The sequence below is a fragment of the Anabaenopsis arnoldii genome (genome assembly GCF_028331025.1).
Classification (GTDB): domain Bacteria; phylum Cyanobacteriota; class Cyanobacteriia; order Cyanobacteriales; family Nostocaceae; genus Anabaenopsis; species Anabaenopsis arnoldii.
The window spans coordinates 1-24,632 of record NZ_JAQMUH010000151.1; the positions used below are offsets into that span (position 1 = coordinate 1).

The following is a 24,632-nucleotide window of genomic DNA, read 5'->3' on the forward strand; positions in this document are numbered from 1 at the left end:
AGCGGTAGTCTTTCTTGTAAATCTTAACTTGAGAAATATCGCGTCTGGCTAAGGCGTGCAAGTCTACTAAGGGATAACCGCTCCCATGCTCCCGTTGAAGTAGAAAGTAAAGTCTAGCTTTGTCTAGGTTTTATATAGCAGCTATGTCAAACTGTAGAAGTATGTCACACTAGAATCAGCAACTAAGCTCAAATTTGCCAATGGTGTTTGACCCTGACTTTTTGAATGACAATTCCGAGGAAAACTCCAATCAGCTTCTCAATGACCACTTCGACGAAAATCCGAATCAGTTACTCAAATATTTACAACATCAGCCTCCTGAAGTTCTAGCCCGTGTCGCTCAGTCCGTCAGCCCGGAAATTAAACACATAATCTCCCAAAACGTCCAAGGACTAGTGGGAATGCTCCCCCTGGAAAACTTTAACGTGCAAATTACCACAGATAAGGAGAACTTAGCGGGGCTTCTCTCATCGGCCATGATGACAGGATACTTTCTCCGCCAGATGGAGCAAAGGATGCAGTTAGAGAATTTGTCTAATACTTAATTGTCAATCGGGCAATTTTTGCAGACTATCACTTGATGTGGCTTGATTGTATAGTTGATTAGCAATACGCGTAGCAGTTTCAATGGGGATAGCAAAGCCCAAACCTTGAGCATCGGCGCGGATAGCAGTGTTAACACCAATAACCTCACCGTGGGCATTTAACAAAGGACCGCCAGAGTTACCGGGGTTAATGGCTGCATCAGTTTGGATAAAGCTGACTTGCTTATCTGGGACGCCAACTTGAGCGCTGGTGCGCCCCGTAGCGCTGATAATGCCAATAGTGACAGTATTATCTAACCCCAAAGGGTTGCCAATAGCGATCGCCCATTGTCCGGGGATTAATTTTTGTGAATTGCCTAACTTAACCGTAGGCAATTTATTTTCGGCAATTTTCACCACTGCCAGATCTGTAGTCAGATCAACTCCCACTACCCGCCCCTGAAAAGTTCGACCATCTTTGAGAGTGACCTGCACAGTATCTGTATCTGCCACCACATGAGCATTAGTCAGCAATAGGCCATTTTCGCTTAAAATAAATCCCGAACCTGTACCGCGCTCAATGCGTTCTTTGGGAATTGGTTGCTCATCTTCGCCAAAAAATCGACGTAAGAGGGGATTTTTCAAAACATCTGAGATGGGGTTAGCCACTTTGCGGGTAGCATTAATACGTACTACCGCAGGTCCGACTTTTTGTACTGCCGTAGCAATAAAATTCAGGTTATCACCCCCAGTAGTGCCCATGGGTCCCCCCAACCGATGAGGAACCACAGACTCTGAAGGTAAGGGTGCGGTTACATTCCGTAACTCTTGAAAATGGCGGTTATGTGGTACAAGATAACGACTACCGAACACCCCAGCACCGGTACCAATTGTCAGTAAAGATAGATAAATACTTAGCTGTTTTAAGGATAACTTCATAAAACCTTGTCAGATGTGTGGAAACGAGCGCGTCTTTAGACCTGAGATTGTCAATAGGTTTCAACAAAACGTTGCAGTTGCTAACTTCTCAGTGTAGTCAAGCAATGGACAAGTTAACAGATAATTTCACAAATAAAACGACAATAAGCTACAGGGCAATTGGGACATGACAAAATTCTCATAGTCAGGATTTGACTTTTGAGTTTTGCTGTACCTGTCCACAGCCCCATTCCCCCACTAAAATCTAAACTGAGCGATCGCTTGACTTTGATCTTATGACTTTTCCTTATCGTCTAGTTTTGCTGTATAGCCTACTTAGTGCTATGGGTTTAACATCCACCCCTGTAAGCTCAAACACTGCTCATGCAGCCCCCAGTTGCCCAACTCCGGCATTATCTCGCTTCGTGCGCCATCAAGTTAATCGTGGTGAAACTGTGGAGAGCATAGCACAGCGGTACAATCTCACATCGGCAACACTCATCGAAATGAATCCGGATCTGAGAACCGCAAAGCCCAATGTAGGGAGCAATTTGCAAATTCCTCCCTACAATGGCATTGTTGTACAAGTACCTAGGGGTCAAAATTGGCGACAGGTGGCGGAAAAATATGAGGTTCGCGCTGATACCCTGTTTGAAATCAATGGTTGCCAACAAGACCCCAGAATTGTATTTGTTCCCGGGGTAAATGGGTCAGCACCCCGCCCCATAACTGACTCTAATGGGTCTACAGAGCCTATATCTATTAGTGGCTATCCTTTGCAGTCAGTCACAACTGTGATGTTTCCTTATGGCTGGCAGATTCATCCTACCACTGGTGAAGTGTTTTTTCATAGTGGCGTGGACTTGTTAGCTGCTGTAGGTACTCCTGTACAAGCGATCGCTCCGGGAACTATAGTATTTGCTCAACCACAGGGTACTTATGGCCAATTAGTGATCATTAACCATGCCGGCGGTATCCAAAGCCGTTACGGTCATCTTGGTGATATTCAGGTTTCTTTAGGTCAAAAAGTTAATCAAGGCGACTTATTGGGAACCGTAGGCACGACTGGGGAGCCGACTGTCAGGCAACCACACCTGCATTTTGAAATCCGTTCTAATTCCGATTTAGGTTGGGTAGCGAAAGACCCCCAAGGTTATTTGAACAACAGGCCATGAACCTGTTGTTCATCGTCAGACAAATCAATTTTACTGTCCAGAAAGGGTCTAACTGTGGCAATCTGAGATACAGAGACCTTTAATCTGATATTTTAACTACAGTCAATTTACCTCATTAGGTTATGCAAACTCTGCCAAATCTTACAACCGTTGACAATAAAGCAAATCCAGCCATTTTTGATACTAACATTAAGCGGCGTAAAACTCGTCCCGTCAAGGTGGGAAATGTCACCATTGGGGGTAACTACCCAGTAGTAGTGCAGTCGATGATTAACGAGGATACCCTCGATATAGATGGTTCCGTAGCAGCTATTCGTCGTTTACACCAAATTGGTTGTGAAATTGTCCGGGTCACAGTACCCAGTATGGCTCATGCCAAAGTGATGGCGGAGATCAAAAAAAGATTAATTCAAACTTACCAAGACGTGCCAATTGTGGCCGATGTGCATCACAATGGCATGAAAATTGCCTTGGAAGTCGCCAAGCACATTGAAAAAGTACGGATAAATCCGGGATTATATGTGTTTGAGAAACCAAACTCCAATAGAACCGAATATACCAACAGCGAATTTGAAGAAATTGGCGAAAAAATCCGTGAAACTCTAGAACCTTTAGTAGTTTCCCTGCGAGATCAAGGTAAAGCCATGCGAATTGGGGTAAATCATGGTTCGCTGGCGGAAAGGATGCTATTTACCTACGGGGACACCCCAGAAGGCATGGTAGAATCTGCCTTAGAATTTATTCGCATTTGTGAATCCTTAGATTTCCGTAACCTAGTAATTTCCATGAAAGCCTCACGGGTTCCGGTGATGCTAGCCGCCTATCGTCTCATGGCCAAGCGCATGGATGACCTAGGTATGGATTACCCCCTACATTTGGGTGTGACAGAAGCAGGGGATGGCGAATATGGACGGATTAAATCCACCGCGGGCATTGCTACATTACTAAGTGATGGTATTGGCGATACAATTCGCGTATCACTCACAGAAGCACCAGAAAAGGAAATTCCGGTTTGTTACAGCATTCTGCAAGCTTTAGGATTGCGCAAAACAATGGTGGAGTATGTTGCTTGTCCTTCTTGTGGGCGGACTTTATTTAATTTAGAGGAAGTTTTACACCAAGTCCGGGAAGCTACCAAACATTTAACTGGGTTGGACATAGCAGTTATGGGTTGCATTGTCAACGGTCCTGGAGAAATGGCAGATGCCGACTATGGTTATGTTGGTAAAACACCCGGTTACATTTCTTTATATCGTGGTCGAGAAGAAATTAAAAAAGTCCCAGAAACACAAGGTGTAGAGGAATTGATTAACCTGATTAAGGCAGATGGACGTTGGGTAGAACCTTGAACAGGTGGGTATTGGGGAAAATTTCTCCCCTCCTCAATGCCGAGTCGCCCCGGATTGTCAAGTAATTTAATGAAATTAGTAACACATGTCTGGTCTCTACACTGCAACCCTGTGTTAGATTGGGCATACTGACTATACATTCCTCCCTCTGACGCAGCTGTCATTATGGTGATTACAAAAAGTAGACTTGTTTTGGGTGCTACGGCGGTGACGCTTTCCACCATTGCTGTTACTAGCCTTGGCATTCACTCGCGAGGTCAGGCTTTATTTAAAGCAAGTCCCAAAGAATTGGTAGACGAGGTTTGGCAAATTGTCCAACGCCAATATGTAGACGAGACTTTTAATCAAGTTGATTGGCTGGCTGTGCGGCAGGAGTACTTGAGCAAAGAGTACAGTAGTCAGGAAGATGCCTATACATCCATCCGGGAAATGCTCAAACGGCTAGATGATCCCTACACCCGGTTTATGGATCCTCAAGAGTTCAAGAATATGCAAGTGGACACTTCAGGGGAACTGACAGGTATTGGGATCACAATTAGTCAAGATGAAGAAACTAAGCAGATTGTGGTAATTTCCCCCATTGATGATACACCCGCATTTAAGGCCGGCATTTTGGCTAAGGATGTGATTAAGACAATTAATGGTCAAAGTACCGAGGGTATGGATACTAACCAAGCAGTATCCCTAATTCGTGGTGAGCCGGGAACGAAAGTCAATCTGACAATTGAACGGGATGGTAAAGCCAAACAGTTTGAGATCACACGAGCTCGCATTGAAATTCATCCAGTTAAATATTCTAGACAGCAAACTCCTATAGGTAACTTAGGTTACATTCGACTGAATCAGTTCAGCGCCAATGCTAGCGGGGAAATGCAAAGCGCTATTAGGGATTTAGAAAGGCAACGGGTTAACGGATATATTTTAGATCTACGTGGCAACCCCGGCGGTTTACTCTACTCCAGTGTAGAAATTGCTCGCATGTGGCTAGATAGAGGTACGATTGTCTCCACTATTGACCGTGGGGGTGAACAGGAGCGGGAAGTGGCGCGGGGACGTGCTTTAACTGATAAACCTTTGGTGATTTTAGTTGATAAAGGATCGGCCAGTGCCAGTGAAATTCTCTCAGGAGCCTTGCAGGACAATAAACGTGCTGTTTTGGTGGGTTCTCAAACTTTCGGTAAAGGTTTAGTGCAATCAGTGCGTCCTTTAGAAGATGGCTCAGGTTTAGCGGTGACAATTGCTAAATATCATACTCCCAGTGGTAAAGATATTAATAAACATGGGGTGGTTCCCGATGTGACTGTGGAATTATCTGATGAGCAGCGTCAGGAATTGTGGTTGAGACAACGTGAAAAACTGGCTACACTAGCAGACCCTCAATTCGCTAAAGCCGTGGAAGTGTTGGGTAAAGAAATTGCTGCTAGAGGTATGACGAGTTTAGAACCCAAGTAAGTTTGATACTCAAGGGGTGTAGGTTTCAGCACTCTTTGATGAGTGGGAGGAAAAATTGACCAATAAGGTACACTGGCAAGAACGAATTGGCAATCAAAGGGATTGGGTGTGGCGAGGCTGGCAAACTCGTTATACTTACATCCGACCTAGTCAACATTCCCAAAAGACTACACCCTTAATCCTGCTCCATGGTTTTGGTGCTTCCATTGGTCATTGGCGACATAACTTAGAAGTATTAGGGCAACATCATACAGTCTATGCCCTCGATATGCTGGGGTTTGGTGCATCCAAAAAAGCGGCTGCCAATTATAGTATACAACTGTGGGTAGAGCAGGTCTATGAATTTTGGCAAGCATTTATCCGTCAACCAGTCATATTAATCGGTAATTCTAACGGTTCGCTGATTTCCTTAGCTGCAGCGGCAGCCCATCCAGAAATGGTTAAAGGTATAGTCATGATGAGTTTACCTGACCCATCTTTAGAACAAGAAGCTATCCCGCCGGTTATGCGACCTGTGGTCATGGCAGTTAAAAAATTAGTTGCTTCCCCTTTGCTTCTCAAACCTATATTTCACTTGGTGCGTCAACCCGGCTTTGTACGTCGCTGGGCTAGTCTGGCTTACGCCAAACCAGAAGCTATCACCGATGAACTAATAGAAATTTTAGCAGGCCCTCCCCAAGACCGGGGCGCACCTCGTGCTTTTATGGCCTTGTTTAGAGCTGCGATCGCTATTAACTTTAGTCCTAGTGTCAAAGCTATATTACCCAGCATTACAGCACCAATGCTGCTAATTTGGGGACAAAAAGATAGATTTGTGCCCCCCATACTGGCGCAGAGATTTACTCAGTATAACGAGAACCTAGAAGTACTCAACTTAGAAAATGTCGGCCATTGTCCCCATGATGAATGTCCAGAAACAGTCAATCAAGTAATTCTAGATTGGGTTAACAGACACATCTAATTACGTAACTGTGACCTCATCAGTCTTCACAGCTGTCGCACCATGAACCGAACGGGCCACAGCAACCATCTTGTTCAGGATATCCTGACTGGGAACCCGACCTTTTAACACCACAGTAGTACCGGTTTGAGCCACCCAGAGAGTATCAATATCCCCCAGTTGGGAATCTTCATCAAAGGCCAATGCAACACGCTTGGCTAAACCACTCTGGTCGTATTCTCCATTCAAGCCTAAACGTTCTGGGGGAATTGATGTGGTAGTAGAAGGACTTGGCTGTACTTGCTGCGAAGGAGGATTTACTCGTGCGTTTTGGGGTTTCTCTAATCCAAAAATTCTTTTCAACCAACCCATAAGCGGTTTTCTCCCATTGTTGATTAAATACTCTATTCCCATCATCAAAGCATGACAATAATCTACATCTCTCGTTGAAAAGATATTTACTGTTTTGCCCTAACGAAAATGCCGAAAAACCGTGAGGAAGAGGCGCATTGCGCCGTATTTCCTACGTCAGGCAGGGGATGTTCGCCCAGCGTCTCCCCTTGGGAGAAGGCTGTTTAAAGCGTTTACGCCACTGGAACTTGTGATATATTAATATTAACACCGAAAGGTAAACAACCTGTATAAAAACCCAACTGCCTAATGGCAATCTGATGGCGTAGCGTGGGGTCAGCCATACCTTGACAATTGAAGATATGGGGTTCTATGAACCAAGAATCTCCGCGGCTTCAGCCCGGAGAATGTCAAAAAAGATAGAACGGTGAGCAAAATGATTGCCTGAGCCTGTTTTGCGGAATATGAAACATACCCTTTCAGTTTTGGTAGAAGATGAGTCGGGTGTTCTTTCCCGTATCTCCAGTTTATTCGCGCGTCGTGGCTTTAATATAGAAAGCCTCGCCGTTGGTCCAGCAGAGCAAGGAGGAGTTTCTCGGATTACGATGACTGTACCTGGAGACGATCGCGTAATTGAGCAACTCACCAAGCAACTGTATAAGTTAGTGAACGTCCTCAAAGTACAAGACATCACCGAAACTCCTTGTGTAGAGAGAGAGTTAATGCTTCTGAAGGTGAATGCTACTAGCAGCAACCGTGCAGAAGTAGTGGAATTAGCTCATATTTTTCGGGCGCGAGTGGTAGATGTCGCTGAGGATTCTTTAACTCTCGAAGTTGTGGGAGACCCTGGGAAAATGGTGGCCATCGTCCAAGTATTACAAAAATTTGGTCTGAGGGAAATCGCCCGCACTGGTAAAATTTCCCTGACTCGTGAGTCTGGTGTCAATACTGAGTTGCTGAAGTCTTTGGAAGTTAAGGTTTGATTTTACCCGCGCCAGTTGCTAGTCGGGACTTGAGTTCTGACTACCAGCAAACATTTCTATTAAGTTTGATGTCATCAGTAGATCCCCGACTTATCAGACATCCTCTGAGCAGTCGGGTATTTGTCTGATAATATTCACATAGTTATGGCATTGAAAATACTGGACTTTACTAACATATTGCCTAGAATTATATCGGAATATAGTCATCCTATTTGACTTGAGAAATTATCAGTGAGGAAAGGGAACAGGGAACAGGGAACAGGGAACAGAAATTGTTCATTAATCATTTAGGATTGCTATATATTATTAAAAACATAAAATTTTTTAGAGAAATAAAAATAAATGTATATGCTAAAAATATGCCATAATGGCATGACAAGAAGACTAAAAAACTGGTACAAAGTTGATGGTTAACTGCAGTAGTGATCATAAATAAGGTTGCTAAAAAACATGATAATAAACATTACTGAGGTTAATTTTTTAGGCTGATACAGGGATGAGATACTCATTTGATCAAGGAATTAAGTAGGGAAGATTAAACTTTAAATTTACTAATTGCTGGTAGTGGTAATTTTAGTACTTATTTCTCATATTCACAGGATTACAGCTTCCATAAAAGACTTGCATTTATTTTTATCTACCTACTAATATTCTGGTTGTAATTAGAGATTATTGATAAATAAATCATCCATTGTGTAGCCTTGGGCATCCAGGAATATGGGCAATGTAAGGATACCTATCCCACAAAAAAACGAGGATATTTTTAATGGGGAAATCCTGACAGAGAAAATATTTGATATTCCTATGCCAAATCACAAACAGTAAATAATGTTTAACCCTAAATCAGGCATTTACTATTCACCGAGTTTTTATTAGTCATTGAGACTAATGCCGTTTTGGAGGTTAGATAATGACAACAGTATTTTCGCCACAACATCTAGGTGAAAAACTCACTGATACTTTAGGAGAGAAGCTGACAAAACCAGAACTGCAAAGGTGCTGGGCATCTATGGAACTTGTGGAACCGCCAGTAGCACAGCAGTTTTGGCAATCCGCAGAAATGAACCCTGGTATTTACATCATTCTGGGCGGTAAAGTCAGACTATCAGATAGTGCTGATAATTTAATTACCACCCTGTCAGCCTCATGTTCATTTGGTGAAATAACCTTGTTTCCAGAGGAAAACTTGAGTCATTACACCGCCAGAAGCTCACAAAACCTACAACTGGGGTATGTCAGACAAGAGGTATTGCAAGAGTTGATAGACAAATATCCTCAGATGCGCGATCGCCTGTTCTGTCGTGCCCAAATGTGGGATTTACTGATGAGGTGTCGGCAAAACGGAGAATTTCCCACACAACCGGGGCAATTTCAGGCCATGCTCAAAGCCTTAACAGTGTTTGAGCGACACAACCTAGATATTGGCTGTGTAAATACACAATTTCCAGATTCCCAGTTGTGGCTGTTGTATAAAGGTCAACTGCTGGAATCCGAGGGAAACTCCTTAGTACCAGGGCAAATCTCGACTCAACCGAATCAAGGTACATGGCAAGCCATCCAACCAACCATTGCTTATATCCTCAAAAGTTCACAGTGGGAAAAAGCACTAGAACACTGTCCAGAATTAGCTTCCTTTGTCAGTGACCGTGAAGTAGAAACCACTGTTAAGACACAATGGCAAGGGACCTCATCCCCAACAGCCAAGGTGATTCCCTTTCCCCACAGAGAAAAACAGTCACAGAAAAAACCAAATCAAACACTGCCTTACTTTCCCAGCCCCAAAGTGAAAATAGGGCATTGGTGGCAACAGCTGAGTCAACGGTATCCCTTCTATGCCCAACAAAGCGCCTCCGATTGTGGCTGTGCTTGCTTAGTAATGATTGGTAAATATTGGGGTAAACAGTTGAGTGTGAATCGCTTGCGGAATATGACCAATGTCAACCGCAGTGGTGCATCTTTACGGGCTTTAGCAGCAGTAGGGGAAAACCTGGGTTTTGCCACTCGTCCGGTCAAAGCCACCTTTGCTAAATTTGCCGAACAATCTTTACCGGCGATCGCCCATTGGGAAGGTAATCACTTTATAGTTGTTTATAAAATCACCAAAAGTGAGGTAATTGTTGGTGACCCTGCCATTGGTCAACGCACCCTGACCAGAAGCCAATTTAACGCTGGTTGGACTGGTTATGCGTTATTACTGCAACCTACAGAACTGCTGCAAAAAACCAAGGATGAAAACCCGGGCTTCTGGAAGTTCTTTGAGTTAGTTAAACCTCACTCTTGGGTACTGGTAGAAGTGTTCATAGCCAGTGTGCTGATGCAAATATTTGGACTAGTAACGCCGGTATTCACCCAGTTATTACTAGATAGAGTGTTGGTGCAGCGCAGCATTCCCACCTTAAACGCCGTGGGTGTGGGGATGATTGTATTTGGTTTGTTTAGTATTGCCATGAATGCAGTCCGACAATATCTTTTAGACCATACAGCCAATCGGGTGAGCATCTCGCTAGTTGTAGGTTTTATTAAACATACCTTCCGCTTACCCCTGGCTTATTTCGAGTCCCGTTATGTGGGGGATATTATTTCTCGGATTCAAGAAAACCAAAAAATCCAGCGCTTCCTCACGGGTGAGACTCTCTCAATCATCCTGGATATGCTGACACTAGTGATCTATCTAAGCATCATGTTCTGGTATAGCTGGAGTATGACTGTCTTCGTACTATTGACAGTACCGCCATTTTTCATTTTAGCACTGGCTAGCACAAGTATTTTGCGTCGTATTTCCAGAGAAGTGTTCAATGCGGGAGCCAAAGAAAATAGTTATCTTATAGAATCTCTCACAGGTATTCGTACAGTGCGATCCCTAGCCATTGAACAGACAGTACGCTGGCGTTGGGAAGAGTTGCTGCATGATTTGGTGAAAAAAGGCTTTAATGCTCAAGTGGTTGGTAACCGCTTGCAAATTATGAGTGGCGTTATTCAAACCTTTGTGAATGCTTCCTTGATGTGGTTTGGTGCTTGGCAAGTTATTCAAGGGGAACTAACTATGGGGCAATTAGTAGCTTTCAATATGTTAGTGGGTAATGTTTTGAGTCCTTTTCAAAGGCTATCAATGCTGTGGAATGAATTGCAGGAAATTATCATTTCTACAGAACGGATTAACGATGTTTTAGATGCACAACCAGAAGAGGACTTGCAAACTCAAAACCGCCGGCCTTTAGGGATACTGCGCGGGCATATTTGCTTTGAGAATGTTGCCTTTCGTTACCATGCCGAAAGTCAGACTAACGTCCTAGAAAATATTAACTTTGAAATTCAGCCAGAGCAAATGGTGGCTTTGGTGGGGCGCAGTGGTTCGGGAAAAACTACACTCAGCAAGTTAATTTTGGGTTTATATCCACCTACAGATGGCAAGATTCTGATTGACGGATGTGATATTACTAATATTGGAATGCGATCGCTCCGTTCTCAAATAGGTGTAGTAGACCAAGATACCTTTTTATTTGGTGGTACGATTCGAGAAAACATTAGTATTGCTCACCCAGAAGCGACCTTAGAAGAGATTATCGCAGCGGCACAATTAGCTGGCGCGGATGAATTTATTCAGAAGTTACCAATGGGCTATGAATCCCAAATTGGTGAAAGTGGCGGAATGCTTTCCGGTGGACAACGCCAACGCCTAGCTATTGCTCGGGCTTTACTTGGTAACCCCCGGTTATTACTCTTTGATGAAGCCACCAGTCACCTAGACTCGGAATCAGAGCGGATTATTCAGAATAACCTCAAAACCATACTCAAAGGGCGTACCAGTGTGATTATTGCTCATCGCCTGTCCACAGTCCGCAATGCAGATTTAATTTTGGTTTTAGACCGTGGTGTGTTAGTAGAAAGCGGTAGTCATGATCAATTAATTGCCAAAAAAGGACATTACTACTATCTCAATCAACAACAACTAGCTCAAGTAGTTTAAGTTGATCTGGTTTTTGCATTGGACTATACAAAAGGTGCGGAGTCATTAGACATTAGTTAGTTCCCAATTCCCAATTTCCTATGAAACTATGCCTTACACTTCTCCCAATTCTTCATCTGCACTTCTGAAACAAGAAGAGGATGACTATAAACTTTATATTCAACCCCAAGAAGAAACCACTCAATCTCACGAGCCGATTCCAGAAGGTAATACTCAGGATTTATATTATGGTACTGAGGAGTTACTAGATGCCTTACCAAAGGTGTGGACTCGTGGTGTGTTGTATGTATTGGTGGGTTTTGGCGCTTTAGCTTTACCCTGGGCGACTCTCTCGAAAGTAGATGAAACTGGTAGCGCCAGAGGACGTATAGAGCCTCAAGGTGCAACACAAAAATTAGACTCCCAATCCGTGGGGAATGTCACAGCTGTTAAGGTGACAGAAGGTGATACTGTAACGGTGGGACAAGTGTTATTAGAACTTGACTCTGAGATTTTGCAGACTGAACTTCAGCAAGCTGAGGCTAAACTCTCAGCACTGTTAAACCAAGAAGCGCAGTTTGACGTGCTGAGAAATCAACTGCAGTTAACACTAAGTATTCAGAAACAACAAAATCAGTTTCAAGCCTTAGAGAAAATGTCCCAAGTTAACCAGGCAAAACAAAACCTTGGTTACAAACAAAGTATTTATAACCTGCAAAAGTTAGAAAAACAAGCATTACTCGGTCAGGTAAAGCAGCAGGTTCAAACTGCTCAAAAGGAGGAACAGTCAGCTTATGAGCGTTTGAGTATAGATGCTCGGCAAGTCCAGCGTTTTGAGCAACTTTTGAACGATGGGGCGGTTCCCCTCAATCAAGTTGACCAAGTTAAAAAAGAAGAACAGGAAAGCCGACGCATTTATACCAGGGCGGAATCTGATGTTAAACAGGCACAATTACGCTTGACTGAAGAAATGAGTCGCTATGAGGCGACGATGAATCAGTTACAGTCTGATATCGAGCAAGCAAAACATCAACTGCAAGGGGAAGAAAACAGCTATCAAAGTTTACTACAAACTGGTAAGTTGGCTGTGCTGAAATATCAAGAACAACTTAAAGACCTAGAAACCCAAGTTGCAAATTTACAATTGGAAATTACTCAAACTAACAGCAAAATTAAGTCGTTGAATCTACAAATGCAGCAACGAGTGGTGCGATCGCCTGTGGATGGGGTAATTTTTGAGTTACCAGTTTCTAAGCCAGGGGAGGTAGTACAAGTTGGTCAGAGAATTGCCGACATTGCGCCTGAAAATACTGCCATCATTCTCAAAGCTCATATGCCAGTCCAAGATAGTGGCTTCTTAAATGTGGGAATGCCAGTCAAAATCAAGTTTGATGCCTATTCATTCCAGGAATATGGCATCATCCAAGGTCAAGTTTCTCGGATTTCTCCCAATTCTAAAATGACTCAAACTGCCGCAGGAAATATAGAAACCTATGAGTTAGAAATCACTTTAGAACAGAACTATATTGAAAGGGACGGAGAACGTATTCCATTAACGCCGGGTCAAACAGCAAATGCTGAAGTTATTATACGTCAGCGCCGGGTGATTGATTTTGTTTTAGATCCGTTCAAGAAGTTACACAAAAATGGTTTAGAGCTTTAATAGTTTACTTCGGGGATTGTGTCATGCCTCAAATTCTCAATATTTCCACCGCAGATATTATTCACAGACTCAAATTATCGTCTCAAGTTCCTGGTCTGGTAGAGGCGATCGCCTCTCAAAAAATCATTCAGGAGGTTGCTCAAAAAGCACAAATCACTGTGACACCGGAAGAAGTTCAGCAACAAGGGGATAATCTCCGTTTAGCAAATAAGCTTGTCAAAGCTAAAGATACATTGACATGGCTAAAGAAACACCATCTTTCTGTGAATGAGTTTGAAGAATCAGTATATAACAAAATTCTGGCTCAGAAGGTAGCAGATCATTTATTTAGTTCTCAAGTTGAACAGTTCTTTTATCAACACCAACTAGATTATGTAGTGGCCATTACCTATGAAATCATTTTTGATGATAAAGACTTGGCGTTAGAAATGTTTTATGCGCTGGAAGAGGGGGAAATCAGCTTTCCAGAAATTGCTCGCCTATATATCTCAGAGCCAGAGCTTCGCAGCACTTATGGATACCAAGGAAGGCGACACCGCAAAGATTTTCGCCCGGAGATTGCTGCATCTGTATTTGCTGCAACTCCACCACAGGTGATTAAGCCCATTGGGACTGCAAAAGGGGTGTATTTAATTTGGGTAGAAGAAATTAGTCAACCCCAATTAGATGAGCAGTTACGCGAAAAAATTATTACAGAATTATTCAATGGTTGGTTAAAGCAACAACTGGAGTGTATGCAAATAATTACTCATCTGGATTCCCAGAGCTTACAGCCTCACAAAGAATTACTCAAGCAGTCTTAATTTATGGGCGTTGCTGATTGTAAATCTGAAATATCCTTAATTTTTCATTGGTAAAATATTTGATTTATCTTACCCCCAGCCCCGCTCCTTAGCAAGAAGAGCGGGTAATGTCCTATCATTTAAATTCCCTAAATATCCCCGACTTCTGCCACAATCTTCTGACTTGAGAACAGATGATTATAGAAGTCGGGGTTATGCGTTAACCATGGCGGTGAATAGTTAATTAATAGGAACAATAACATCAATTTAGTTCATGAAATAGCATTGCATGACTTATTGCATTATCTGGTTAATCCGCTATATTAGAAACATAACCGAAGACAAGAAATCGGTTAGTTATTAAACAAGAAATCCTGGGAGAATATCCATGATTATTTCCGATTTAAATATCTTAGAAACAGTTAATGCAGAAAATGTGATTGGCGGTTGTGGCTACAAGGATGAATATGGTAAAAAGCCCAAATATCAGCCAACCAAGTATGATAAAAAGCCCAAATCTTATGAACCACCCAAGTCTTATGATCCATGTGAGACAGTATGTTATGAAAAATGTGATGAAAAGGGTAAAAAGGAACAGCCTAGAGTATATATCACAAAGTGCGAACCTAATTCTAAGTATTACTCTTAGGCTTAGTTATCGCCTTAACTAAAGACTAACAGAATCCATTCATGTTCTCAGTGGCTCTCAGCGATTATTACGTTGATGCTATATATGAGAATACTTACAACCGAATTTAGTTAGTTTCCCTGTATTTCTCCAATTGAAATCAGGTAGTGAGAAGCTCGCTGGAATTGTTTAAAAAGCATTCCAGCGATTTTTTATTGATTGATTTAATGTTCCTATTTCAATGGATATCACAGACAGTTTAAAACCCAATAATTGCATTATCAATGCTATTCATAAATAAGTCTATATATTTGATTTGTAGAGTAAAAATAGCGGGATTATATGAGTGTTTATTCCACAATCAAATTAGCATATAGGCAAGAGTTGCTTATAGCTATCAATTGAGTTACAATTAATAATTAAATGAATTATTTTTAGCAAAAATAAAATAAAAAGCTATTCTTTTTATGGAAAATGTTAGCTATATTTTAAATATAGCCAAGCGGAACTTGGTTATACAAAACAATTCTAAACCCAGCGAAAAAATTCTAGGAAAGGCTCATGATTATTTCTGACTTAAATATTTTAGAAGCTGTTGACGGTTCTGCTGTTGTTGGTGGTGGCGGTTTCTACATCAACAACAAGAAGTTGGAGAAAATCGACAGTAAAGTAAATGTTGATATTCATAAGAGACTTGACGTACAAGTTGATATTCACGGTAACTTTGCTGATGCTCAAGCAGTAGCTCAAGCATATGGTCACAACACCGATGCTGAAACTATCACTTTTGCAGAAGTACATGAAGGTGTTTCTTCTGATGCTGCTTCCCGTTCAACCGCAGCAGCTCTCAGAGGACCTAAGAAGAAGTACTAAGTCCAAATTATCAAAGATATAGATTATTTCTTTGACAGAATTTGACCGCAGAAGCAGGAGCAATTAACGAATTACCAATAAATATGGAAGTTAGTTTGCACCTCTTCTGCTTCTGTGGTCTTTACTCATTTATTTACTGAGAGTAGATAATCAGATTATGCCTCGTTATCAAGTTATAGTCAAACGTCTAGTCTCACCGGATGGACAGATTATTGGTGAGGCCAAAAGTGTGGTTTCAGCATCGCCCAATAGTGAAAGTGAAGTTGTTCAAACCACTGCGGTAAAAGTTTCTGCTGGTAGCAGTTCTAGTAGTTCTGCAACATCGGCTCAAGTTAGATTAGTGCGGTGAAAAAAATCAAGTAGAAACAGAGATAATTTTTCAGATAAATGCTAGTTATCCCATGCTTATGATGCGTGGGATTTTCCATATAAAGTCTTTTAACAAGTAGTACCCCACAGAGTGGGGTACTACCAAAAATTGCCAATAAAAAAATCAAAAATAGACAGTTACAGCACTTTTCAAGTGAATAAAGTACACACGTTAATATCATAAATCTTGTGGGGTGGGCATCGCGCCCTTTTGTACCTAACTCAGATGAAAAGCGCTGTAAAAAGTTTCTTTGGAGTTAAAAGCTTACCAATCTAGATATTTTTAGGAATTATGTCTGATTAAAATCGCTATGTTTTTTTGGTAGGACAACATAAACCCGTTCTTATCCCTAGCTGTGGCGAAAGCTTCTCCCATAGCCTTACTAATTCTTGTCCGACCAGTATCATCTACAATACTTTGAGCTTGGGTAAAAGTGTTGGACTCATCTCCAACTGCGGAAGCTGCTGTGGTTATTTCCGCATATCCCGGGGCGACATATGTTTGAATATCTGTAATAGCATCTAACCCACCAATAATGCTGTCTTCTGTTGTTTCACAATAATCTAAGTCATTAATAACCATGTTTTTACCTTTTTCAATAGGTACTGATTTAATTACAATAATACTATAAAAAATTAATAAAGACTAGTAATCTGAGTTGACTTATTTTTATTAATTTAAATGTGTAACTATAGAAAAGATAGAAGTAATTATTAGTTTCTGTAGATAATCATTTAGATAGATATCAAGATAACTTTCATTGAAAAGTTATATCTATAGTCATCCTATTTGATTTGAGAAATTATCAGTGAGGAAAGGGAACAGGGAACAGGGAACAGGGAACAGAAATTGTTCATGAATCATTTAGGATTGCTATATAATATTCGCCCCTAGCATCAAGAATCATAACGCAGATATAACTACAATCTTAGGCGGTACTGAGTGAAAGTATAAATTATTTTCGCCCCCCAAGGCAGACTTTGGCTGCTAGTCAGGCGCAAAGGTGCAAAGAAAAAAGAAGGTCATTTTGGCATTTTATATTATGATTCCGCAAAGCCCCATTTTACCTTCGCGCCTCTACCTGGAGGGAAAGCCTAAGGGCGAATACGGTTAAAAAAAATTCCACATCTGATTAATTTTTTTAATTAGAGTTTTTAATTAGAGCTATTACTTCAAATAAATGAGTAAGTTTAATCCGGGAATAGTGCGGGAAAGAGTCCATAAAACCAGGGTAAGATATAGTAAGCCCAAACTCCACTGATACCAAGCCAGGGTGGCGATAATACCTGGTAAATGTTCATCCCGCAGGCGAATATCGTTAAAACCTAACCTAACTAAGTTATTCAAACTAAAGTCATAGTAATTTAGCCAGTTCCACCGACGATTCCATAATAAATGCATATATCTTTCGCGGAATGTCTGATTTCTGGGTATAACAGGTAATCGACCAATTAATAATCGTAACTGGCGAAAAGTACCATCTTCTGTAAAATAGGAAACATCCATTAAATCGTGATAACGACCTTGTTGGTAAAGGCGGAAAATTAAAGCTACTGGTAGAGGGACAATAATAATTACCAGACAACCTAGAGTTAGCCAAGGGTATTCAGCATTGCGGAAAATAGCTAATAAACTCAACAGTGTTAACAAGCTAAAACCAGCACATATAGAGATGGTTTCGTAATAGGTGGGAATAATGGGGACAGGATGTAAGCGACGACAGCGGTCTATGAGCCAGAATAACCAGCCAAAAAAAGCGATCGCCACACCGCCGACACCAAAGACTAACCAAAAACTGGTACCATAGCCACTCAGGAGCAGTAATAGACTCAAAGCCGACCATCTGACTGCTTGTAGGAACCACGCACCGGGGGAAAGGGGTTGAGCAATCACCAAGCGATCGCTAAGGTGATAAGTATCTAAATCGATATCTGCTAAACTTAACAGATCACCACGATTACGGAATGGTTGAATTATACGACGACGGGCGATCGCCTCTGCCTGAGTTGCACTAAAACCCAAATCAAGCAAACTTTGGCGACTAGCAGTATTAATATTCCTATCAACCAACCGATGGGTTAACTCCCGCAAACGTAGTTTTTGTTTTGTATACTCCAACTGATTAGCGTCAGCGATTTGCTGCTGCTGACGGAAATTCTGGCCCAAATTGCGCAAAACATTCTGATTACCCAGGGAACTAGGAACCCGGAACCTTTGGCCAATTTCCCCAGGATTCCCTAAAATTTTACCTTGATTAGAATTAAAAGTCAGACCAGGGACATTTAAAAAAGCCTCCTGAGCAAACCGCGCATCACTAAAATCCGCCTGATTCAAAATACTAGCACCACGTAAATTCACAGCATGATTAAAAATAGCTGCGCGAAAAATTACAGCTTGCTCAAAAATAGTTTCCGTAAAAAAAACATACTGATGAAAATCAGCCTGACCAAAGTGTACAGTACCAGCAAAACGCACACCGGAAAAATCAACATTTCCCAACCATTGAGAGCGACTAAACTTAGCTGACTGCTTAAAACTAGCGTCATTGAACTTAGTAGACTCCGAGAAAGTGCTATTTTGGAAATCAGCCCGATCCTGGAATTGCGCCCTTTGAAAATTCACCTGCTCAAAAAACGCACTACCTTTAAAATTAATTCCTTGGCGAAAACTAGCACCACTGAACCCCACAGAGCGGCTAAATCTAGTTTCTTCCCAGTTACTAGACTGGATAAAAATAGCATTCTGAGCATTCACCGGCTGAAAAAAGAAAGTATGAGAGAATTGCACCTCCCCATTAAAACGGGTTCCCACCAGATTTAAAGAACCACGAAAAATATTGATTTCACTAGCAGTTCCGCCACCTCCCAAAAGTGCGCGACAGTCAGGAGAACTAGGTAAAGCTATTCCCAAAGACTGCAAACAAACAGAGCGTAAACTTTGCAATTGTTCCTGTTCACCACGGGTCAAAATAGGAGCATAAACAGGCGCAGCATAAAGAGGAGTTCTCAAACCCAAATCCCTACCCAAAAAACTCCCCTGAATTAGAGAACCACTCAAATCCAAACCCAAAGGCTTAGTCCCCGACCTTTGTAACTCCTTGCGCAGCAACTGGTAAAAATCATCCCGAAACCTGCCATTTTCCGGTCGCAAATCAATCACCATCTGCCGTAAATCCACAGTCAGACTCCCCTCACGGATGACCGGTGTTCGCAATCGCTCTTGTAACAACTCCAGACTTAAAGGAGTAAGTTCCAGTTGACTAGGAGACGCTCCAACCGGGGGAGAGAAAAAAAGCCAACCAACGCAGACATAAATCCCAACCCAACGCAGACATAAACTTATTTTTATCTTTGCGCCCCTTTGCGCTTCCCTTTGCGCCCCTTTGCGTTTAAAAAAAAACTGAATCACTAATTACCCATAAAAAGAACAATCTTACCCATCTATAGCACCAGACTAGGTGCATTTGACAAGCCGCCAAAAGCCAGAGGCGATCGCCAGTATAATTCTTCGTGAAACAACACAATCCCGGTGTTGCGAATACACCGGGATTGGTAATGTATATTTTATAGAGTTCTATGGATTGTCTTGATTGCCAGTCTGTTTTTTCAGGGAGGCGATCGCGTCCACATCTAGGTTTAAAATAGAAGATATCAAGCTGGTATCGGTCAATTGTCCTAAGACGCTGGAGACCTTAACATCTTGGCTAACCTTGACTTGGTCGGATGCAGTATCAACTGTTGCTTCGATTAATTCTTCTACTCCGGAGAATAGGGAGCCAAATAGAGAAGATGATATGTTCATGAGTTACTCGTTACGATTAAATTTTCCGCCCGGAGAATGGGCGTGTTAAATCTTAGACTATTAAGCATAAGCCTACCACAAGATGCCTGTTCGGGGGGGGTGAAGATATCCACACCTACAAAAACATAGGTGTGCATATTGGTACAAAAAAATGTAATATTATCTTAAGACTGGGGTTAATATATTGACATAAAGCGATCGCTCTAGAAAGTATCCCAAAATGGGTAAAATAGATAAGGATGATGACGATCAATTGATGAATTAGTTATCCTAGAAAAACAGACTCAGATTCAATTTCTGAATTAAATTGAGCAATTGTGCTGCTAAGGCAGAGCAAACCAAACCAAGTAAACCAAGACCAAACCACATCTTAACTACAAAAGAGCTTCCATAATCATAATGCCTGTGATTGAGAAAAAACGAACTCGCGATCTACCCCAAATCAATGAACGCATCCGGTTCCCCAAGATTCGAGTCATTGACACTGATGGCGCCCAATTAGGAATTATGCCTCCACAAGAAGCACTAAAACTGGCTGAAGAAAAAGAGCTAGATTTAGTATTGATCAGTGATAAGGCTGACCCACCGGTTTGTCGAATCATGGATTATGGGAAGTACAAGTTTGAGCAGGAGAAGAAGGCACGGGAAGCCCGGAAAAAACAGCACACAGCAGATGTTAAAGAAGTAAAGATGCGCTATAAAATTGAAGAACACGACTATAATGTACGTGTGAAGCAAGCAGAGCGCTTTCTCAAAGATGGAGATAAAGTAAAAGCGACTGTAATGTTCCGGGGTCGAGAAATTCAACACAGTGATTTAGCAGAAGATTTGCTTAAGCGCATGGCCAAAGATTTAGAGCCACTGGGTGAACTACAGCAAGCACCGAAAAAAGAAGGTAGAAATATGATGATGCTGATTTCGCCCAAAAAATAATTCGCCGATTTTTCCAGATATCCAGTATAATAGATGACCCCTAGTTGGGGAAGTCGCTGCAAAGTTGATAGTCCTGGGCGCTGAGTGATTAAAATCATACTCAGATGCTCGGGACTTTGGCAATTTATCCAGTCTAAATACCCCAGAGAAATTACCTGTTGCAGCGATCGCGTAAAATTGCTTCAGCGCAGCTTTTTCCGCCATAACTACGTAGGCGGCTAATATGAGTATTAATTGCGACTTAAAACACAAAAATTGGTAAACATAAATTTAATATGAGACAATCATTTAAAGCAATGCGACGGGGTAACAATTCCGTAAACCGGTGACATAGGACACTTTCAGGTAGCCACCAACAGAAGAATAATTGAAACTTTGACTAATTCCGTAACATTCACTGGTATTTTGACCTTGCTCGCTCAATATAGTCATCCTATTTGACTTGAGAAATTATCAGTGAGGAAAGGGAACACACCGAACAGGGAACAGGGAACAGAAATTGTTCATGAATCGTTTAGGATTGCTATATAAAATACTACTAATTCCCACTTATGCTCATAGAAACAGCAATTGGTGAAGAAATCATCACAACCAACCTCAAACAGTTTCTGTTAGTGCTTTCCGTATCTTTGGGAGTAGCCACCTTACCACAGGTAGTTGGTTGGTTTCGTCATATACCATATACTTTACTCCTGGTGATTGTCGGCTTAGGGTTAGCCTTTGTGGATGTCCGTCTAGTCACCCTTTCCCCTGAGTTAATTTTATTCATTTTTCTACCGCCCCTATTATTTGAAGCCGCGTGGAATTTGCGCTGGCCGGAGTTAAAGCGGAATTTGGTGACAATTTGCCTATATGCAGTTTTAGGGGTGGTAATCTCCATTGCAGGTGTAGCAGTGGGACTAAATCAACTGGGGGGGATATCCCTAACCACAGCCTTACTGATTGGCGCTAGTTTATCCGCCACTGACCCGGTTTCTGTAACCGCTTTATTCCGGGAGTTGGGGGTGGGTAAAAGTCTCACCACGATGATGGAAGGGGAAAGCCTATTTAATGATGGCATGGCGGTGGTAGCCTTTGGTTTTTTGCTGGCCCTGTCCTTGGGAAATGCTCAATTGGGTATCCAGCCGATTTTATTACAGCTGGGGGTAGTAATTGGGATTGGCGTAGCAGTGGGGGGATTAATTGGCTTTGGTATTTCTTATCTTACCCAACGCTTTGATTTACCCATGGTGGAACAGTCTTTAACTCTGGTTTCTGCTTACGGTACTTACCTGATTGTAGAGGAGTTGGGCGGTTCCGGTGTGATTGGAGTTGTGACCACAGGGTTAATTTTAGGTAACTTTGGCTCTCGTATAGGTATGAACCCCCGCACTAGGGTTATTGTTTCGGAATTTTGGGCTTTTTTAGCATTTTTTGTGAATTCTATAGTTTTCTTGTTGATTGGCGACCAAATTCGCTTTAGTATTTTGGGGGAAAACCTGCAAATCATCGCCATTACAATCGCAACTATGATTTTAATGCGGGCTATTAGTATTTATCTTCTCAGCAATTTGAGTGCTGTAATTACTCAATATCAAATCCCCTTACCTGAACAAACGGTTTTATGGTGGGGTGGGGTACGTGGTTCTGTTGCTATTGCTTTAGCTTTAAGTGTACCGATAGGACTACCGGAGCGAGAAAAAATTATTGCGACGGTGTTTGGAGTGGTTTTATTTACTCTACTGGTTCAAGGGTTGACCATTAAACCTTTGCTGCAAAAGTTAAATCTGTTGGGTGATGCGCCTCTACGTGAGCAATATTCAGAACTCGCTACTCGTTATGTAGCTTTAGAAAGGGTTTTGCAACGCCTGGAAAAAGACCACCGTCCGGGTATTAACCCTGAGTTTTACCGTTACCAGGAGACGCTAATTCAAGGTGAGATGAAAAATCTACAAGGTAAAATTGACCAGTTACAGCTGGAGTATCCTCATCTTGGTAGTTTTATTACTGAACAGTTCCGGGATGAACTCTTGGCTATTGAGGCTGATACTTATGCGGAGTTTGTCCGCGCTGGTCGGTTAAATACGGAACTAGCCCCGATGCTGACAGATGTCTGGGAAAATGGTAAGGGCTAAGAAAAGGTTATATATTTATCCACTGGTTTTTTGCCACTTATCTAAAATATCCTTAAATACCAGTTCTTCTATCCAGGTTTTCGCAACTACCGCCAAGGGTAGCGCCATGATTAATCCCAAAGCACCGAAGAAGCTGGCGAAAAAGATTTGTGCTGTGAGGGTAAAAGCAGGTAAGAGCGCTACCTGTTTGGCCATGACTGTGGGTGTTAACCAATAGCTTTCTATGTTCTGAATAACCACGTATAGAATTAAAACAGCGATCGCCTTCCAGGGTGTATCAAGAAAGGCGATAGTCATGGGTAAAATTACGCTTAAAGTCGGTCCAATATTGGGAATAAAATTGAGTAACCCAGCAAGTACCGCATGAGCCAGTGCTAAGGGTACTTGTAAAATTAGCAGTCCTAACCCGCTTAAAAAGGCAATAAATACCATTTCAATTAAAGCGCCAATTGTCCAGTTTCCCAAGCCTTCACCGCATAAGGTCAAAATTTGTTGGACGCGATGGCGGTAAAATGACGGAAAACAGCGTACAAATATGTTACGATAGGGTTGAGGATTAGCTAACAGCATCAAAGTTAGAACTATGACTAGTAGAAATTGTAAGACGGCAGTCACTCCAGTAGAGAAAAACGCGATCGCTTGTCTGATCAGATTTTCAGTTAATGGCTGTAGTTGTTGAATTAAATTATTAATATCTGGTAATCTCGTCACATAGGGGCCAATGATTGTACCTTCTAACCAATTGCTCATCTGTTGAATGCGAGCTATTCCACTAGGAAATAACTGTACTAATTCCTGAAACTGGGAGATAAAAGGTGGCACAATGACCAGGAAAAAACCAACCAATAAAGCGAAGACAATCACTATACTCAGCCATACAGCCCAAATGCGCTGCATCCCCGACCTTTGAAAGCGCCGCACTAGTTGGCTAATGGCTGTTGCTAGGACAATGGCTGTAAATAAAAGTAACAATAACTGGCGAATTTCCCAGAGTATATAAAGTGAGATCACCAGTACCAAAAATCCCAGTAATTGGCCTATTTTCATATTTTCCATAATCCGTGATCTCTACCGCATAAATTGCCGCTACTGACCAATCAAATCGGACTGCTGATGAAAAATCAATTATTTCAGGTTTTCTGGGTTATAGGAACAGCAATGACGCTGCTTTTAACTGGGTGTAAACAGGTAATTGAGTATTTACCACCGTTACCTGAGGTGGAGATGCCATCAGCTAATTTACCACAGTTACCACAAGTAGCCCAGTCTGATACAAATGACCAAATAGAGATTTTAGTTACACAACTCATTAATCAGAGGCGTGAAGATCAACAACTCCCGCCTTTAGAGCATAATGAAAAACTAGCACAGGTGGCTCGTAATTACAGCCAACAAATGGCAGAAAATAACTTTTTCAGTCATACCGGTATTGATGGTAGCACCCTAGAAGATAGAGTTAAAGCTGGTGGTATCATCTACTCGGTGGTGGGTGAAAATATTTTCCAAACTACGAATATTCCCGAACCTGCAGAAGTAGCTGTTGATGGTTGGATGCAAAGTCCCGGACATCGTGAGAATATTCTCCGTCCGGTTTTTACAGAAACTGGGGTAGGAGTTTGGCGAGTTAACAACACCTACTATATAACTCAGCTATTCTTGCGCCCTTGAATAGGAATTAAGAACTAGGAGAAATGTCAGCACCTTTCTTAGAGGATGTTTGATAAGTTTTCCACAGGTAATTTTTATCTTAGGGAACAGGGAACAGGGAACAGGGAACAGGGAACAGGGAACAGGGAACAGGGAATGGGGAATGGGGAACAGGGAACAGGG

General features: G+C 41.9%; 20 protein-coding genes and 1 pseudogene. 15 read left to right on the plus strand and 6 right to left on the minus strand.

Annotated features, from left to right (window positions below; all coding sequences use genetic code 11):
- Positions 1–200 precede the first annotated feature (200 nt).
- Entirely contained in the window at positions 201–545 is a 345-nt protein-coding gene (locus PN457_RS13555; RefSeq protein ID WP_271733890.1) for a DUF760 domain-containing protein, read from the plus strand.
- Positions 546–587: 42 nt separating this feature from the next.
- On the opposite strand, the pseudogene PN457_RS13560 reads toward PN457_RS13555, so the two are convergent.
- Positions 588–1,463, minus strand: a pseudogene (locus PN457_RS13560) (trypsin-like peptidase domain-containing protein); the annotation flags it as partial.
- Positions 1,464–1,738: 275 nt separating this feature from the next.
- On the opposite strand from PN457_RS13560, the gene PN457_RS13565 reads away from it, so the two are divergent.
- From PN457_RS13565 to PN457_RS13580, 4 genes are all read left to right on the plus strand, one after another.
- Positions 1,739–2,617 carry a peptidoglycan DD-metalloendopeptidase family protein gene (locus PN457_RS13565; protein WP_271733891.1) on the plus strand — a complete coding sequence of 293 codons (879 nt, stop codon included), beginning with the start codon at positions 1,739–1,741 and terminating at the stop codon, positions 2,615–2,617.
- Between the two features lie 122 nt (positions 2,618–2,739).
- Positions 2,740–3,966, plus strand: coding sequence for a (E)-4-hydroxy-3-methylbut-2-enyl-diphosphate synthase (ispG, locus tag PN457_RS13570; RefSeq protein ID WP_271733892.1), 1,227 nt, complete (start codon positions 2,740–2,742; stop codon positions 3,964–3,966).
- Positions 3,967–4,131: 165 nt separating this feature from the next.
- On the plus strand, positions 4,132–5,418 hold the full coding sequence (ctpC, locus tag PN457_RS13575; protein WP_271733894.1) for a carboxyl-terminal processing protease CtpC: 1,287 nt from the start codon (positions 4,132–4,134) through the stop codon (positions 5,416–5,418).
- A gap of 55 nt (positions 5,419–5,473) precedes the next feature.
- Positions 5,474–6,379: an alpha/beta fold hydrolase gene (locus tag PN457_RS13580; RefSeq protein ID WP_271733895.1), complete on the plus strand. Its 906-nt coding sequence runs from the start codon at positions 5,474–5,476 to the stop codon at positions 6,377–6,379.
- On the opposite strand, the gene PN457_RS13585 is transcribed toward PN457_RS13580, so the two are convergent.
- Positions 6,380–6,730 (minus strand): BON domain-containing protein, encoded by a 351-nt coding sequence (locus PN457_RS13585; RefSeq protein ID WP_271733896.1) that lies wholly within the window; start codon positions 6,728–6,730, stop codon positions 6,380–6,382.
- Between the two features lie 443 nt (positions 6,731–7,173).
- On the opposite strand from PN457_RS13585, the gene ilvN reads away from it, so the two are divergent.
- The 7 genes from ilvN to PN457_RS13620 all read left to right on the plus strand — a co-directional run bounded on the left by ilvN (position 7,174) and on the right by PN457_RS13620 (position 15,933).
- Positions 7,174–7,692: an acetolactate synthase small subunit gene (ilvN, locus tag PN457_RS13590; protein WP_271733897.1), complete on the plus strand. Its 519-nt coding sequence runs from the start codon at positions 7,174–7,176 to the stop codon at positions 7,690–7,692.
- Between the two features lie 910 nt (positions 7,693–8,602).
- Positions 8,603–11,659, plus strand: a complete 3,057-nt coding sequence (locus PN457_RS13595) for a peptidase domain-containing ABC transporter (RefSeq protein ID WP_271733898.1) — start codon at positions 8,603–8,605, stop codon at positions 11,657–11,659.
- An 88-nt stretch (positions 11,660–11,747) separates the two neighbouring features.
- A complete protein-coding gene (locus PN457_RS13600; protein WP_271733899.1) occupies positions 11,748–13,301 on the plus strand; it encodes a putative HlyD family type I secretion protein in 1,554 nt (517 codons plus the stop codon).
- Positions 13,302–13,324: 23 nt separating this feature from the next.
- Entirely contained in the window at positions 13,325–14,104 is a 780-nt protein-coding gene (locus PN457_RS13605) for a peptidylprolyl isomerase (RefSeq protein WP_271733900.1), read from the plus strand.
- Between the two features lie 367 nt (positions 14,105–14,471).
- Complete coding sequence (locus PN457_RS13610) at positions 14,472–14,732, plus strand: hypothetical protein (RefSeq protein ID WP_271733901.1); 261 nt, start codon at positions 14,472–14,474, stop codon at positions 14,730–14,732.
- Between the two features lie 540 nt (positions 14,733–15,272).
- Positions 15,273–15,584 carry a hypothetical protein gene (locus PN457_RS13615; RefSeq protein ID WP_271733902.1) on the plus strand — a complete coding sequence of 104 codons (312 nt, stop codon included), beginning with the start codon at positions 15,273–15,275 and terminating at the stop codon, positions 15,582–15,584.
- Between the two features lie 157 nt (positions 15,585–15,741).
- Positions 15,742–15,933 carry a hypothetical protein gene (locus PN457_RS13620; protein WP_271733905.1) on the plus strand — a complete coding sequence of 64 codons (192 nt, stop codon included), beginning with the start codon at positions 15,742–15,744 and terminating at the stop codon, positions 15,931–15,933.
- A 303-nt stretch (positions 15,934–16,236) separates the two neighbouring features.
- Here PN457_RS13620 and PN457_RS13625 read toward each other — a convergent pair whose 3' ends face one another.
- The 3 genes from PN457_RS13625 to PN457_RS13635 form a co-directional block, all read right to left on the minus strand.
- Complete coding sequence (locus PN457_RS13625) at positions 16,237–16,536, minus strand: hypothetical protein (RefSeq protein ID WP_271733907.1); 300 nt, start codon at positions 16,534–16,536, stop codon at positions 16,237–16,239.
- Between the two features lie 585 nt (positions 16,537–17,121).
- The gene (locus PN457_RS13630; RefSeq protein ID WP_271733908.1) at positions 17,122–19,362 is read right to left on the minus strand and encodes a pentapeptide repeat-containing protein; all 2,241 of its coding nucleotides are present in this window, start codon (positions 19,360–19,362) and stop codon (positions 17,122–17,124) included.
- 165 nt (positions 19,363–19,527) lie between these two features.
- Positions 19,528–19,755 (minus strand): hypothetical protein, encoded by a 228-nt coding sequence (locus PN457_RS13635; protein WP_271733909.1) that lies wholly within the window; start codon positions 19,753–19,755, stop codon positions 19,528–19,530.
- A 399-nt stretch (positions 19,756–20,154) separates the two neighbouring features.
- On the opposite strand from PN457_RS13635, the gene infC reads away from it, so the two are divergent.
- Both infC and PN457_RS13645 read left to right on the plus strand, forming a co-directional pair.
- On the plus strand, positions 20,155–20,688 hold the full coding sequence (gene infC, locus PN457_RS13640) for a translation initiation factor IF-3 (protein WP_271733910.1): 534 nt from the start codon (positions 20,155–20,157) through the stop codon (positions 20,686–20,688).
- Positions 20,689–21,239: 551 nt separating this feature from the next.
- Positions 21,240–22,802, plus strand: a complete 1,563-nt coding sequence (locus PN457_RS13645) for a cation:proton antiporter (RefSeq protein WP_271733911.1) — start codon at positions 21,240–21,242, stop codon at positions 22,800–22,802.
- 15 nt (positions 22,803–22,817) lie between these two features.
- On the opposite strand, the gene PN457_RS13650 is transcribed toward PN457_RS13645, so the two are convergent.
- Positions 22,818–23,849 carry an AI-2E family transporter gene (locus PN457_RS13650; protein WP_271733912.1) on the minus strand — a complete coding sequence of 344 codons (1,032 nt, stop codon included), beginning with the start codon at positions 23,847–23,849 and terminating at the stop codon, positions 22,818–22,820.
- A 66-nt stretch (positions 23,850–23,915) separates the two neighbouring features.
- Here PN457_RS13650 and PN457_RS13655 point away from each other — a divergent pair, with 66 nt between their 5' ends.
- Positions 23,916–24,470: a CAP domain-containing protein gene (locus PN457_RS13655; RefSeq protein ID WP_271733913.1), complete on the plus strand. Its 555-nt coding sequence runs from the start codon at positions 23,916–23,918 to the stop codon at positions 24,468–24,470.
- The last annotated feature ends 162 nt before the right edge of the window (positions 24,471–24,632 follow it).